The sequence below is a fragment of the Ruminiclostridium herbifermentans genome (assembly GCF_005473905.2).
GTDB classification, from domain to species: Bacteria; Bacillota; Clostridia; order Acetivibrionales; family DSM-1351; genus Ruminiclostridium; species Ruminiclostridium herbifermentans.
Genome location: NZ_CP061336.1, coordinates 179,892 through 193,808 on the forward strand (window position 1 = coordinate 179,892; position 13,917 = coordinate 193,808).

The 13,917-nt window shown below is 31.6% G+C and carries 13 protein-coding genes; 12 read left to right on the plus strand and 1 reads right to left on the minus strand.

Annotated features, from left to right (window positions below):
- Positions 1-3 precede the first annotated feature (3 nt).
- The 3 genes from fliD to flgN all read left to right on the plus strand — a co-directional run bounded on the left by fliD (position 4) and on the right by flgN (position 3,130).
- Positions 4-1,959: a flagellar filament capping protein FliD gene (fliD, locus tag EHE19_RS00790; RefSeq protein WP_137697192.1), complete on the plus strand. Its 1,956-nt coding sequence runs from the start codon at positions 4-6 to the stop codon at positions 1,957-1,959.
- A 138-nt stretch (positions 1,960-2,097) separates the two neighbouring features.
- Positions 2,098-2,502 (plus strand): flagellar export chaperone FliS, encoded by a 405-nt coding sequence (fliS, locus tag EHE19_RS00795; protein ID WP_137697193.1) that lies wholly within the window; start codon positions 2,098-2,100, stop codon positions 2,500-2,502.
- A gap of 148 nt (positions 2,503-2,650) precedes the next feature.
- Positions 2,651-3,130, plus strand: a complete 480-nt coding sequence (gene flgN, locus EHE19_RS00800; RefSeq protein WP_244648300.1) for a flagellar export chaperone FlgN — start codon at positions 2,651-2,653, stop codon at positions 3,128-3,130.
- Between the two features lie 103 nt (positions 3,131-3,233).
- Here the strand turns inward: flgN and EHE19_RS00805 are convergent, their stop codons facing one another.
- Complete coding sequence (locus tag EHE19_RS00805; RefSeq protein WP_137697195.1) at positions 3,234-4,205, minus strand: alpha/beta hydrolase; 972 nt, start codon at positions 4,203-4,205, stop codon at positions 3,234-3,236.
- Between the two features lie 469 nt (positions 4,206-4,674).
- Between EHE19_RS00805 and EHE19_RS00810 the strand changes: the two genes are divergently transcribed.
- The 9 genes from EHE19_RS00810 to EHE19_RS00850 all read left to right on the plus strand — a co-directional run bounded on the left by EHE19_RS00810 (position 4,675) and on the right by EHE19_RS00850 (position 13,807).
- Positions 4,675-5,565: a radical SAM protein gene (locus EHE19_RS00810; RefSeq protein ID WP_137697196.1), complete on the plus strand. Its 891-nt coding sequence runs from the start codon at positions 4,675-4,677 to the stop codon at positions 5,563-5,565.
- Positions 5,566-5,832: 267 nt separating this feature from the next.
- Positions 5,833-7,701: a serine/threonine-protein kinase gene (locus tag EHE19_RS19645; RefSeq protein ID WP_244648301.1), complete on the plus strand. Its 1,869-nt coding sequence runs from the start codon at positions 5,833-5,835 to the stop codon at positions 7,699-7,701.
- Positions 7,702-7,880: 179 nt separating this feature from the next.
- Positions 7,881-8,540 carry an SAF domain-containing protein gene (locus tag EHE19_RS00820; RefSeq protein ID WP_137697197.1) on the plus strand — a complete coding sequence of 220 codons (660 nt, stop codon included), beginning with the start codon at positions 7,881-7,883 and terminating at the stop codon, positions 8,538-8,540.
- 53 nt (positions 8,541-8,593) lie between these two features.
- Positions 8,594-9,481, plus strand: coding sequence for a P-loop NTPase family protein (locus EHE19_RS00825; RefSeq protein ID WP_137697198.1), 888 nt, complete (start codon positions 8,594-8,596; stop codon positions 9,479-9,481).
- Entirely contained in the window at positions 9,432-10,982 is a 1,551-nt protein-coding gene (locus EHE19_RS00830; RefSeq protein ID WP_137697199.1) for an ATPase, T2SS/T4P/T4SS family, read from the plus strand. The genes EHE19_RS00825 and EHE19_RS00830 overlap by 50 nt, the downstream gene beginning before the upstream one ends.
- Positions 10,983-11,032: 50 nt before the next feature.
- Positions 11,033-12,079: a type II secretion system protein F gene (locus EHE19_RS00835; protein ID WP_244648302.1), complete on the plus strand. Its 1,047-nt coding sequence runs from the start codon at positions 11,033-11,035 to the stop codon at positions 12,077-12,079.
- Between the two features lie 176 nt (positions 12,080-12,255).
- Positions 12,256-13,398, plus strand: coding sequence for a hypothetical protein (locus EHE19_RS00840; protein ID WP_137697200.1), 1,143 nt, complete (start codon positions 12,256-12,258; stop codon positions 13,396-13,398).
- 35 nt (positions 13,399-13,433) lie between these two features.
- A complete protein-coding gene (locus EHE19_RS00845; RefSeq protein ID WP_171003546.1) occupies positions 13,434-13,592 on the plus strand; it encodes a hypothetical protein in 159 nt (52 codons plus the stop codon).
- Complete coding sequence (locus tag EHE19_RS00850) at positions 13,589-13,807, plus strand: hypothetical protein (protein ID WP_137697201.1); 219 nt, start codon at positions 13,589-13,591, stop codon at positions 13,805-13,807. Before EHE19_RS00845 ends, EHE19_RS00850 begins: the two co-directional genes overlap by 4 nt.
- Positions 13,808-13,917 lie beyond the last annotated feature (110 nt).

Consider the following 13,917-nt stretch of genomic DNA (forward strand, 5'->3'; position numbering starts at 1 on the left):
ATTATGTCTAGTATAAATAATGTATCAAGCAACACTCTCAGACTATCAGGTTTAGTATCAGGTATGGATACTGATACTGTGGTAAAGCAAATGTTAGCTGCTGAGAGAGCAAAAATTGATAAGATTGAAGCAAAAGTACAAATTGGTGAGTGGCAGACTGAGGCTTATAGGGAAATAACAGCTTCTTTACAGAGTTTCTACAGTACTTATTTTGATACCACATCACCTTTGAACTTGAAATCTACCAATTCCTTCGCAAGTTTTGCGACATCGTACAGTAATGCTGCTTCAACAAATTACGTAACTTTAACTGGGGTATCAGGTGCGCAAGCTGGGAAATATTCCATTACTGAGTTAAAAACTGCTACTTCAGCAACATTGACAGGTGGGAATGTTAGTAAGGATATTGAAAGTGGGACAATAAATCTTTCCGATCTCACAAATATGATAGGCGATAATAAGATTTTTATTACTGTAAATGGAATGTCTAATTTTATTAGTATTCCAACTGATGGAAGCATTACTTCTGTTAATGACCTTAAAGAAGCACTTCAACAGGAAATTAATAATGCTTTTGGTGCAGATAAAATTAATGTAGAGTTGAATTCGACAGCTGACGGTATCAAATTTTCAGCAGTCAGACCAACAGACACCTTTAGTATCAGTACAGATAGTCCTGCTTTATCTGTTCTTGGACTAGACTCGTCTAATCTCTCAAATAAGATTGATTTGTCAGCGAAAGTAACAGATTTAACCAATTCGTTGGGAACTACACTTACAACTGGAGCAAATAATACCATAGCATTTACAATTAATGGTATTAGTTTTACATTTGATTTGTCTCAGAAGTCAATTAAAGATATTATGAACGAAGTAAATACAAACACAAAATTAAATGTTACAATGAAATATGATGTTACAAAAAATAGTTTTTCAATTAAATCCAATGGAACTGGCGCAATGGAAAAAGTTGAAATAACAGACTCTATAGGTAATTTTATGTCAGCATTGGGAATAACTGGCTCTAGTGCTGGAACAGATGCAAGTGTTACTTTTAGTGATGGAACAAAGATTGTAAGGTCATCAAATTCATTTACCTATGATGGTATAACATATAATATTAAGCAGGACTTTACGGCAGGAACAGACGCAATTACTGGTAAAGTTACAGAACCTATAGAAGCAACAATAACTGCGGACGCTACAAAGACTTTTGAATATCTTAAAGGTTTTGTAGACAAGTATAATGAGTTAATTGAGAAAATTAATAACAAGCTGACTGAGGAAAAATATCGTAATTATTCTCCGTTAACAGAAGAGCAAAAATCTCAGATGACAAAAGAGCAGATAGAAAAGTGGGAAGAAAAAGCTAAGTCTGGTTTGCTCAAAAATGATAGTATTTTAACTGGTATTCTCGCAGACCTTAGAAATGTTTTATATTCTTCTGTTGAAGGTGCTGGTATTTCGCTTTCATCGATAGGTATAACTACATCTTCAGATTACAAGAAAAATGGTAAGTTGGAAATAAATGAAGAAAAGCTGAAAGATGCTATTATAAATAAATCTGAAGAGATAAAAACTTTATTTACAAAATCCTCTGAAATCACTTATTATGAATCATTAGATAGTCAATCAGCTAAGAGTCAAAGATATAAGGAATCGGGACTAGCTCAGAGAATTTCTGATATAATTCAGAATGCAATTAGAACTAGTACAGATAAGAATGGATATAAAGGAACATTGCTAGAAAAAGCTGGTATATCGGGTGATCGTTCTGAGTTTACAAATTCATTGTTTAAGGAAATGATGGGCTTTCAAGAGATGATAGACGAAATGAATAGTAGACTCAATTATAAGGAAGATGCTTTATATGCCAAGTTTACTGCTATGGAATCAGCACTCAGTAAACTCAATGAACAGCAGAACTACTTACTTTCAATGCTAGGTAATGGTAAATAATTATTCATAGTATTTAATCATATTTGAAAGTTGAAAACAATAATTAATGGAGTATTTTAACCTGTGCCAGATATTGTTTGAATCATATTTAAATGATGTGTAGGCATAGGGTGATTAAAGATACTTAGGAGGACGCTAATGGTTACAAATAAAGGTTTCAATCAATATAAAGAGAATTCAATTATGACAGCTACGCCAGAGGAGTTAACTTTAATGTTGTATAACGGATTAGTTAAATTTCTTATGCAGGCGCAGAATGCTATTGAGACAAAAAATATAGAAAAGGCAAATAATGGCATTTTAAGAGCTCAGGCCATAATAAAGGAATTTCAAGCTACGTTAGACATGAATTATGAGGTGTCAGAGGGCTTGGATAGTTTATATGACTATATGTATAGAAGGCTTATTGAAGCTAATCTTAAAAAAGATGTAAGCATAGTAGTTGAAATTCTTGGGTATTCTAAAGAATTAAGAGATACTTGGGCTCAGGCAATGAAAATAGCTAAGCGTTCTATACCAGTAACAGAGAAAATAGCTAAATAGACCAATTTGATATGCCAATTACGCATTAATAAATATTATATAGCACCTCACAGACTAATTAGGACTTGTGAGGTGTGTTTTTCAGTAAGGATTATATACGAATATATTAATTGCCCCTATATAGCCGTTATAGAAAGGAAGTAATATAGTGCCAGAACAATATATACAAAAGCTTATAGATGTATCTAGTAAAAAACTGAATATTATAAAAGAAATATTGGATTTAACAAGGATGCAATCTGCCATTATTAACGAAGACAGTGCTGAAAAACTTAACAAACTTATAGATTTGAAGCAGCAGCAAATAGACCTAATTGGTGAACTTGATGAGGCATTTGAAGTATATTTCGGAAGATTAAAGTCAGTATTAGGAGTCCAAAGCATAGATGAAATAGACATGGTTCAGTTTAATGGAGCAGCAGAATTAAAGCAAATTATTACCGATATAACAAATGCTACTAGGCAAATACAAGCCCTTGAAATTGAAAATAAAAATAAAGTTCAAGCTGTACTTGACAATCTAGCAAGTGAAATAAGGAAAGTAAAGCGTCATAAAATGGTCAATAATGGTTATAATGTAGCTGCAAAATTAGATAAGCCATCCTATTTTATTGACAAAAAGAAATAGAAAGAAATTGAATGAATAAAAGGAAATAGTGAATAAGGACAATTGATATAATATTTAAACCTCCAAACAAAAAGATTATATATGTTTGGAGGTTTTTAAGCTTTTATTTCTTTCTATTAGAATCTTTGATACATACACGAATAAACTCTGCAACTTTATCCATATATTTTTCGGGGTTATGTGAAAAACTCTGGCAATATTCTGGCGCTCCTGAGTTCCAATAATTGGCGTTTGCGGGATTTTTCCTGTAGTACATTTCGTATAACAGCCTTGTATTATCTGAAGCTGGGATATCTTGTTGAAAACCATCGATTAATAGTAAGGGTATTTGGGTTAATAATGGCAATTTAGGAATTATATCCATGTCATTTGATACTTTAGTAAGCTTTTTAATAAAAAAATCAACTGCATGTCTAGCAGGTGTATCAGATATAATACTGCTTGAATTAATAGCATAATCTATATAGTTATCAACAATGGAATATGGGCTATCACCTATTACCCCTATAATACTATCTTTATAAGGGCTTTCAGCTGCAGCTGAAAGACAGGATGAGGCACCTGTTGAAAAGCCTATAAGTATTATTTTATCAGTCCCCTGCTGTTTCAAATACTTTATTGAACTTAAAACATCTTGAGTCTCATTTCTACCGAAAGTTGACATAGAACCTGCGGAGTTGCCAGAACCTCTCAAATCAATTGTTAGTACGTTCAAACCTTCATTTGTTAAACGAGAAATCAATTTGAAGGTATCTTCATCAAATTGAAGTCTATTTTTACCATATCCATGCACCAATAAAACAGAAGTTTTTGAAGTGCCTGAAGGGAAATACCAACCGTTAATTTTTTCTTCTGCATCACCAGTATAGAAGCTGATGTTTTTATAGTTTGGTGCAATATTAGAGCTAATCTGTGGTGTCTCTAATTTACTTGGATGAGTTATCCTATAGGCAGAGACAAATGATATTATAGCTGTTATTATAATAATCAGTATGATGATGTATATAGATGCTAAAAATATATTTTTAGGTAATATGCTTTTACGTTCTGCGTAAGCAACGGGATTAAGCTGCATCAGAATTTCCTCCATAGTTGTTGACTATTGTATTCTCAAGAATTATTATATTTTTATTTGTAGGGAAAGTAAATATAATCTCTAGATTTACCAGAATGTGCATGTATAAATTTTATATTATTGATTCACATAATGATTATTAACTGCTTTCACACATAAAATCTATTATTTGTAACAACTCTTCATTGATATGTATAAATGCCAATAACTTTTAGCTAGGAGACGGAGCAAGTATTAAACCAGTATTTTGAGTATAGTAAAGAGGCTTAGTTAAGGATATAATTGTTTGTAATTAAAAAAATTATGGCGTTGCGCTTATTAATTTATGAAGCTTGCAGAGTAAAAATGTAGTACTGATTTGGGTACTTCCATACAAATTTACTTAAGAACAGATCAAATTTTTTGTACCGATAGGAATAATAGGTTTAATTTGAAGCTAAGTATTAAAAACATATAGGAGAGTATATTAATGATTCAGATTTGTAACCAGTGCCCAAGACAATGTGGTGTCAATAGAAATACAAATTTAGGGTTTTGCGGCGTACCAGAGAAGCCAAAAGTAGCTAAGGCTTTTTTACATATGTGGGAGGAGCCTTGTATCAGCGGAACGGCAGGATCAGGAACTGTATTCTTTTCAGGGTGTAATCTAAAATGTATTTATTGTCAGAATTTTGATATCAGTCAGAAGAATTATGGTAAGGTTATATCTATTGAAAGGCTCCAACAAATATTTATTGAACTGATAGATAAAGGCGCTCACAATATAAACCTTGTAAATCCATCTCACTATACTGCAGCAATAAAACAGGCCTTAATTGAGTTAAGGGATAGTGGAAAGATGAACGTACCAGTGGTATATAATACGAATGGATATGAGTCAGTAGAAACTTTAAAATCAATGGAGGGATTAATTGATGTATACCTCCCGGATTTAAAATATTATTATGAAACCACTGCTTTCAATTACTCCAAAGCGAGTAATTATCCTGAGGTGAGCAAGAAGGCTATATTAGAGATGTATAGACAGGTAGGAAGTCCAGTATTTGACGAAACTGGGCTAATTAAGCGTGGCATGATTATAAGGCATCTGATACTACCAGGCCATACAAAAGAAAGTATAAAAATTTTGGATTGGATTAGTGAGAATTTGCCCAAAAGTGTATATATATCTTTAATGAGCCAGTATACACCGTATTATGAAGCCGATAAGCACCCAGAAATTAACAGACCAATAACAAAGCATGAATACGAAAAGGTAGTAAATCACTTATATAAATTAGGACTTGAAGAAGGGTATGTCCAGGAAAGACAGTCCGCAGACTCACAATATATCCCAAACTTCAATCTTGAGGGGGTTTAAAAAGCACAAAGAAAATTTTGTAAAAATAAGAAATTGTTATTGCAATATTAAATAAAAAGGATTATAATTTATTTTACTGACAATATTTTTATTGCAGTCATTTCTTTTTAAGATTTTTATTTTTTGATGGTATTCAAAATTCAACCAATTTCTAAATTTCTATAGGTTATTATTCTAATATTTCAAAGTAGATGTTATTGTATCTTAAACATTATTTCATTGTCTAAGTTTTAACTTTTCTAAAATAATCAATGGAGGATACTAACTGTGCAGGATTCTTTTCACTCAAAATATAAATACATAAGGTCTTTAGGACATGGAGGCTGTGGTGAGGTATTTCTTGCTCAGAACACTGTTTTAGGTAATTTTTGGGCTGTTAAAGAAATTACAAAAGGCAAAGAGGCTGCTATAAACGGGTACAATGAACCGGAAATTTTGAAACGGTTGAATCATCCAGCATTACCTAGAATTTGTGACTTGTATGAGGATGAAGATAAGATTTATATTGTGGAGGATTATATTGAAGGTGTATGTTTAAAGCAGGCACTAGATGAGAACGGGAAATTTGATGAGCCAGTTGTCCTTGATTGGGCTATACAGCTTTGCAGTGTTCTGGAATACATTCATTCGCAAAGCCCATATGCTATTATATATGGAGACATGAAGCCCCATAACATAATTTTGACAAAAGAAGGCTTTGTAAAAATAGTTGATTTTGGAATATCGGCATTGATTCCGGAAAAAGCAGAAAGTCTTATAGGAACTCAGACTGAAAAGGCTTCATTTATTAACATTGAAGATTATCATAATAATGATACAGGTAAAGGGGAGGATCTTTTAGATAAAGACATAAGTAATAGTAAGGCAATAGGGAAGCTTCGTGATAATAGTACACAGGATAAAGCTAGAATGTGCCTTGTTTCAGATAATATGATGGAATATGAAAAACAAATAAGTGATAAACAGATAGGTTTTGGCAGGGAAACAGTATATGAAACTGCTTTTATTGGAACTAAGGGATATGCGGCACCAGAACAATTTATTGGAAATGGCATAAGTAAATCAAGTGATATTTATGCTTTGGGAATAACAATAATTCAATTATTAACAGGTTTAGATCCGCTGACTTCAATAAACGATTTTCAGAATGAAAGCTATGCACATAAAATATCTTCTGGATTATATGAAATATTGAGAAAATGTATTAATCCCAATCCTAAATTAAGATACAAGAGTGCAGGAACTTTAATGAAGGACCTAAGGGAATACAGCTTACGATATTATGCTTTTAATGAAAACCATGTACTAGAAGCAAAAGGGATATTAGATTTTACAAAAATTATATTAGTAACAGGAGCCAGAGGAACAGGAGTTTCAACAATAACAGCTGCCATGGCTGAGTGTTTGGCAAGGGGACCAACACGAGTATGTGTAGTTGATTTGAGCACATCAGCAAGACTTGGAGATAGTATATATCAAAAAAATACAAGCAGTTCAAATAATAAAGAGAAAAGACATTCTAATAACTTATCTAAAGTAAATTCAAATTTGTATTATATCAATTTCAACCACCTAAAAGAAAATATAATTTGTGACAATTTAATACTACATAGACAGCTGGGGCAGCTTCAACAAAGCTTTTCATATATAATTATAGATGTTGACATAACATTCTTAAAGGCTCTAGAACAGTATTCAAATCATATTTACATAGTTTCTGATATGAATCCGTTTAACTTATCTGAAATTAATCAAGTAATGAAGTCAGGTGAATTGGCTAGGACATGTATTTCAAGGACATCCTTCATAATTAATAAATTTTGCACAGGGGAATTAAGTCCACGTAGTATTTTGCAAGGCATACTATTGACTAGTGACGTACCCAATGAACTGCAAGAATTGATTGCATATGCCAAGGCTTTTGAGGTTCCATATGAACAAAAGGTTTATATAAAATGGGTGTATAGTTTTTTTGGAGAAGCTTTGAGTTTTCAGAAATCAATTGATGAAAAGTTTCTCAAATCAATTCAAAATATCATATCTAGTACAATTTCAAAGGAAAAAAGGAAAGAAAGCCGCTTTGCATTCAGTAAATTAATTTCTAAGGTGTTAGCGTGCATTATGATTATAGCCTAAATTGGAGGAAAGGGTTTAACTGGAAACCATAGTATGTACAAATCTTGTGTATTTTCAAATAACTAAAATCCGAAAAGTTTAGCTTGGGAGGGTTGATTAGCTGAAGATATAACAGCGAAGGAGTCAGACACCTCCACAAAAAAATATAATTATGCCCTAAATGAGGTGAGAAGGTTTATATGAGCAAAAGATTAATTATTAAAACAGCCCTTATATGTTTTGGAATATTCTTAATTCTAAATACACTAATATTTACTTTTCTTTTAAAAAAATATCCACTAGATTTGGAAGAACACATATTGGTTCCCGTAGCAGCTGTTGATATTGCTCAAGGAACTGTGATTCAAGAAAAGCATTATAAAATTAAAGATGTACAGAAATCTGCATTAAATAGCTCAATTGCAATAGATATAGGTCAAATTATGGGCAAAAGAGCCAAGTCAGAAATTAAGAGAAATGATTATATAAGAGATAGCGATTTAGTTGCAAAGGGTAATTGGTTTAAGGATGATGAGAGGATAATTGTATTGCCAATGAGCATAGAGGAGAGGTTGGCTAATCTGATTAAGAAGGGCTCTTATGTTGACATAAGACTAAAGAGAGAATCAAGTGATATAGTTGAAACAATTCTGTACAAAGTAAAAGTGGAGGATGTTTTGGACGAAATGGGAAACTCTCTTGATTCAAAAGCATCAATGAATACAAAAACAGCTTATATGGAGTTGATTCTTGATGAAGAGGAACGGCAAAAGATATACTCTGCAACTATGTCAGGGAAGTTAATATTTGAACTATATTGTGATGAAATGCAGAAATCTGATATTAGCATTAAAGATTAATATATTGAAGTTCTATAAAACAGTATTAATCTTATATGGGATGGGAGGTACACATGGGCAAAATTTTAGCTATATGTTCAGATGACAAAAAATCTGGAAAGTCAATAGTGTCATATTTGATAGCAAATAAAATTAAAGAAATAGCACAAAACAATTTTAAAATATTGGTTTGCTGTTTGAACTTAAATTATAGCGCATTGTATGAATTATTTGGAATGGAGTTTTCTGCTGTAGGATTAGAGGAATTAGTTAATCATAAGGTTTTTGAAGAGGATAATTCTAAAATAATATTTAGCATAATTCCTCAAAGTAATGGTATTTATTTTTTAGGAAGCTATCGTACTACAAATTCATATATCAAAAAAAATACTGAGGAATACAAAAAGTTATTCAAATGCCTGCAGAACAGCTTTGATATCATTATATTTGACACTGTATCTGGAAGTGGAAGTAATTTAACGAACTTTGTTATCCAAAGGGCTGATATTATAGTGAGACTTTTTGTGCAAGATAACGAGAGTATGAAGAAATTAAATCGTAAAGATGGAATAAAGTTATCTCATGATAGAAAAACGATATATATTGTGTCTAAATACAGAAATATTTACCCAAGAGTTAGTGACATTAAACGAAGGTATTCATTGAAAAAAATTTTTACTTTCGAATACTGTGATAAGCTTCAGGAAATGAAAAATAGAAATAGCCTGTACTTATATCCTCAACATGAAACCAGCTGCAATGACTCTATAAATTGTATTTCAAGATATATATTAGAGTCACTTAATCTACTACCTCAAGATGAAATTGTAAAAGATTCATCTGTAAGGTACATTTGTGATTTAAAACACACTTTAAAAAAACTAAAGCAGATATGGTATGGAGGGAAAGAGCATGAAGACATTGCAGAATTTGTGCCTAAAAGAGCTGATGGCTTGTATTGAAGAAGAGCTGAGAATAAATGAACTTAACGAGATTATGGATATCCATGAAGGTAAAGTAGGTTATCTAGAGGAATCAAGACAACTACAAAAGTTAATGGCTATTGATGGAAGTGTTCAAGCAAGGGAGTTTATGCAAAATAGTATATATTTCCTTTTAATTGAAAAGACAGGAATTATAAACTCAGATAATATTGATATGCTAATAAAAGAATATCATATAGATTATTTTGAAAATATATATACTGGTGGAGACAACCGCTATATTAGCAAGCCAATTGACTATGAAATAATGAATTATTTAAGCAAATATTCAATTAGCCATAATGATGAGTATGATGTGAAGCTTCAGAAACTAACGCAAATAATATATCAAGAGGTATATGGCTATGGAATATTAGATGAATTGATATTTGATTCGCGTTTAAACGAAGTAGCATGTACTAGAAGAGATTATATCTGGATTCAATATAATGGAATTAAAAGACATATTCCCAATCCCAATTTTGTTTTTAAAAATGAAGATAACTATAGAAAAATTATTGAGAATAGGTTAACATCAACAGCTCTTGAAGAAATGAATGCAGGTACACCATTGATTAATGCCGTTTTAAATAATGGTGCGAGAGTTACAGCTTTAAGGCCCCCATTATCCAAATATTATGTAGTAAATATACGATTATTTGCGTCTAAAGCCCAATTAGTAAAATACCGTAATAATTTTGTTGAGGATAAAATTTCAAGAATTATCGAACTGCTTGCTAGTAAAGGCAGGAGAAATGTGGCAATTATAGGCGAACAGGGCTCAGGGAAAACAACAGCTGCCGATGAACTAATCATAAAGCAGTTAGACTCAGACATTAGTATTGGTCTAGCCGAAAATATTCACGAACTAAACATTTCTTCAAACTACCCTCAGAAAAATATTGTTGAATTGCAATATACAAGAAATTTTAAACCCTCTGATATCACAGAAATATTTTTTAGGTTAAACCGAGATATTGTTATATACGGTGAAGTAAGAAATTCTTATGAAGCCTTTGAAATGATAAAGGCAATGTTAAGGCAGGCGAGAGGGAGTTTATTTACTTTCCATTCATCTAGTACAAGAAGAATGATCCATGATTTGAGACAACTTTTAATGCAGACAGGATACTATACTGATTTTAGAGAAGCTCAGTTTGATGTAGCAGATGCAGTTGATTTAGTAGTACATATAAAGCTAGACAGAGAAACAGGACAAAGATATGTATATAAAGTGTCTGAGGTTCTGGCTGATGAAAGCAGTATGTCATTTAGAATAAATGACCTTTTCGTTTTTGACAAAGAGACTGGAAAGTACTGGTCAAACCCAGATGGTTTATCAAAAGAGCAGATAGCATCCTGCATGGAATATGAAATGACGCAAGCAGATGTATGCGAACTTCGTGAATTATTTTGTTTAGAACAGTATGAACAAAACGAAAAAAATAGAAAGCAGAAGCCGATAATGGCAATACAATAGAAAAGGTATCATTAAATAAGACTCTAGTTTTTTAGTAGGAGAAATAATTCATGAAAAATGTAACTCAAAATATTTCAGATGGTATTGAAAAAAGTATTTTCAATACCATACATACAGAAACCTTTCTCAAGAACATACCTCAACAAATAATATCATATATTTTTCAGCTGCAAGATGCTATATTAAGCAATAAGCTTTACCTGTCAATGGTTTTAGTTGGCGCATTTCTGATTTTATTAGGATTATATGTTTCTATATATAAAAAGTCATTTTCAAAAAATAAAAAGCAGTTAAGATTAGCTAATATTCATAGATATATAAAATATATTGAATTTATTACAAATAGGTTCCCACTAAAAGTACTCTCTAACAAGCTTAGTGAATCAATTTCCTATTTTATGTTGGAGACCGTTATGCAGCGAGGTATAGTTGCTCTTTTATCGATAGTGCTGCCTTTCTCAGGAGTTCTCTTATATTTATTGATAAGCGGAGGACTGAATCTTTGGTATACAAGGTTTTTTGCTTTGTCTCTTTGCATAATGCTGCCCTATTACATATTTACATTGGTAGTAGACTATATGAAATATAATATTAGATTAAAAATTCCGTTACTTATTGATAGCTTTCGTAGTTCCTTTATGATGAATTATAGGATTAGGCCTGCGCTGCAAGAATGTGGTAAGAGAACAAATAAAGCTTTAGGAAGGATAATTCTAAGAGCATCAGACAGCAGTGATTTAAACGAAAGCCTATGTACAATCAGAGATAAAGTTAATGACACTTGGTTCAATATATTTGTTTTGCTTATTTTAAATTATAGGAAAAATGGTGGGGAGCTTATTGCACAGCTTTATAAGTTGAGCAGAAGTATTACAAGATACAATAATATTGAAAAGAAGAAAAATAAAAGACTCATATGGTATGAAGTTTTTGTAATACTTACAAGTATTTTCAGCCTTCCGGCAATTATATTACTTAATAAAATGCTTTTAGGGCTTAGTGCTTGGTCTTACTATGATACAACTGCTGCATTTACAAAAGTAATGATATTTTCAGTAATGGCATTAGTAATCGTGAGAACTCTGAGAAGAATGTAAGATTGTTATTAATAGAATGAAGTTAGTATGCTATTACTTCCTGAAAAATGTTCTGCGAATTTTATACTAACAAGCATATTGAAGATAAGAACTATAGAATGACATGAAAGGAAGGTGAGGAAATCTATGCAAGACTCAATTGAATTTATATGCTGGGGGCAGTGCATGGGTGTATTATGATTGAAATTATTACGGTAATATTAATTGCAATAGGACTGACTATGATTGTATCTGGAGTTGTTATAAAAAATTTTAAGCCAAGTAAAAGCTTAAAAGATTCAAAAACTAAAAAATATCATGAAGCACTGAATTTGGTAGAAAGAATTACGCAGAAAGGACTAATAGGTAAATTATTAACATATCTGACAAGGAATAAAGAGTTCTTCCTAAATAAATTTATATTAAAAATAATAGAACTAAGCGAGTCTGGAATCAGCCTGCAGCAATTTTACTTTTTAAAAATAGGATGTCTTTTCTTGTGTACACTTTTAGTAATTGTAATGGGCTATACCAACAAAATTAATCAAATAAAGCTACTTACAGCATTTTCAGGAACTGAAAAAAGTGCTATCTTCCAAGATAATTCATATGACCCAGAGAAATACCAACTATACAAGAGGATATTAGATAGTGTAGGTGAAGAGAAGCTGACTAAGGCAACTAGTGCAGAAAAATATAACTTAGTTGCAGATAAGATGTCGGAATATTTAAATACTGAGGATGTGCAAATTCTTCAAGAAACAACAGATTGGTTTTTGAAGTCATGGTCAGAAATAGATAAAATAAGTGCTTTTAAAGAATATTATATAATGCTTATCATTGCATCAACTTTCCTGCCAGAACTTTTTCTGATTATTAAGTGGCTTATTAGAGGCTGTATATACAAAAAAGAAATAATTAAGCTAGAGTATATTTTTGAACTTCTGGCAAGAGTAGATGGCATAAAAACTATAGATATAATTAATGAATTAGCGAAATCCTCTAAAATATTTTCTAAATACATGAATGAGTTTGCTGTTATGTTTCAATTCGATAAGAGGAGCGCTTTTGATTATTTAAAGAGCAGAAATATAAAAGGATTGTCAAAGATGGCTAATATTCTGGAAATATACAGTATGTCAGATAAAGAACTAGCAATTCAGATATTGGATAGAGAAACAATGGAAAGAGATGAGCAGATGATTATTACAGCTGAAGAAAGCATTGATTTTATTGATTTGGTGGCCTTTTTAAGTATAGTTCCTATTGTATATGAATTAGCAAGATTAATGCTTGATCCAATGCTGAACATTGTTTACAAAGCATTCGAATTTATATAATTCAAAATTTAATTTTTAGAATGGAGAGTGAAAGGATGAAGCAAATAATTATTGCAATATCAATGTTATCTGTTGGACTGGCTCTTATTATTGGAGTTGTTATTCCTATATTTGAGCGTGGAGAGAGTACTGGAGGTAGTGCTGTTTTAAAGGGTCAGTCGGTAATTACAAGAGTAGGACAGTTGATAAAGTGAGCGGTAAAGTAAAGACACATTATAAAATTAAAAGGAGAATTACAAAAATGAAAAAAATTATTATTTCAATAGCCATGTTTGCTATAGCAATGGCACTACTAATTTCAGTTATCATACCTCTTGCAGAACACGGAAGAGAAAATGGAGTTAAGGCAGAAGCACAGATAGACACAATAGATACACAAATTAATTCTTTAAGCAGTACCATTAGATAGTAAAAATTAAGAAAGTTCTATTTCAATTTTAAGTTCTAAAAATTCAATGGTTACAACGACAGCATGCTGTGATTCTAATCAAAAAACAAGGAAGGAGAGTATTTACAATT